We start from the raw sequence: 1,513 nt of genomic DNA, 5'->3' as shown, positions 1-1,513 counted from the left end.
CTTGACTTGACAGTAAAGAACGCTGTAGGCAGGAACACGGTAACAAAAACGGAATATATAAAAGTGACAGCAAAGCCTGTTTCAAACTTTACCAGCAGTGTTACTTCAGGAAAAGCACCATTGAACGTTAAATTTACTGACACAAGCACAGGTACACCTTCTGGCTGGATCTGGGAGTTTGGAGACGGATCAAAGTCATTTGTCGAGAATCCAACTCATAAGTATTCCAAGGCAGGAACATATACAGTTAACTTGACAGTAAAGAATGCTGTAGGCAGGAACACGGTAACAAAAACGGAATATATAAAAGTGACAGCAAAGCCTGTTTCAAACTTTACCAGCAGTGTTACGTCCGGAAAAGCACCATTAAACGTTAAATTTACTGATACAAGCACAGGAACGCCTGCTGCATGGATCTGGGAGTTTGGAGACGGATCGAAGTCATTTGTCGAAAATCCGACTCATAAGTACAGTAAAGCAGGAACATATACTGTTAAGTTGACAGTAAAGAACGCCGTAGGCAGCAACACGGTAACAAAAACCGATTATATAAAAGTGACAGCAAAACCTGTTGCAAACTTCACAAGCAGTGTTACTTCAGGAAAGTCACCGTTGACGGTTGCTTTTACTGACACTAGTACAGGTTCACCAACCAAATGGAAATGGAACTTTGGAGACGGTGCATCGTCCACACTCCAGAATCCAAAGCATAAGTATTCCAAAGCAGGAAACTATACTGTCACGTTGACGGCAACAAATGCTGCAGGCAGCAGTACGACAACAAAAACAAATTATATGAAAGTGACAGCAGTCTAAAAACTGAATATATAATCTAAAACGATTAAATCCTTAATTGAAAAACGATAAAAGAGATCAAAGTGAATGGGTAGTGGGGGGAATTATTTATCAAATCTGGCAAAATAATCTTAGCCTTATTTGACTTGGGTTGAAAGCTAACCTTTAGTTTGTGGTTTTCAATAGCTTTATTAAACGTAACTATTCAGCCTATATAAAACAACATCAATAGCCATCTTTACTAAAACTCAATTGATAAATTTCTGTAAATCGATTTTCTTATAATGTTGGCGAATGACTGCGTTTCTTCCTTTTCCGTCTATTGTTTTTTGGATTCCACTATTTCACTAAAATCAATATCAATAGGCACGTTTGGATGGGCTGAATAGTTACAATTAAACAACTTTTGGTTTGTAGAACTCTTACATTGTAGAGTTTAATGAAGTGATTTCATGCATCTTAGGTTAAATGAGGAATCGTGACAAATTACCTCTATTTCCAGAATAGCTGGTCAATTTAACATATTATGAATGGAACAGGGCATCGATTTCATAGAAACAGGCCAAAGTTCGATCAGGATTAAGATGAAAAATTGATAGATAAGGCAAGAAAATTCCTTAACCGATGACCAATGAGGAAGAACTATATAACGAAATGGGAAAATTTATTACAAGGGAGCGCAGAGGGTCACGAATACCCCAACCTTTAGGTTGGGGAT

The 1,513-nt window shown here is 37.7% G+C and carries 1 protein-coding gene; it reads left to right on the top strand.

Annotated features, from left to right (window positions below; translation table 11 throughout):
- On the top strand, positions 1-816 hold an 816-nt coding region (locus ASJ81_RS12515; RefSeq protein WP_141241708.1), incomplete at its 5' end, for a PKD domain-containing protein.
- Positions 817-1,513 lie beyond the last annotated feature (697 nt).

Source organism: Methanosarcina spelaei, from assembly GCF_002287235.1.
Lineage (GTDB): Archaea > Halobacteriota > Methanosarcinia > Methanosarcinales > Methanosarcinaceae > Methanosarcina > Methanosarcina spelaei.
The sequence above is the reverse complement of the archived record's forward strand: the minus strand, read 5'-3'. Positions and strand labels throughout refer to the sequence as shown.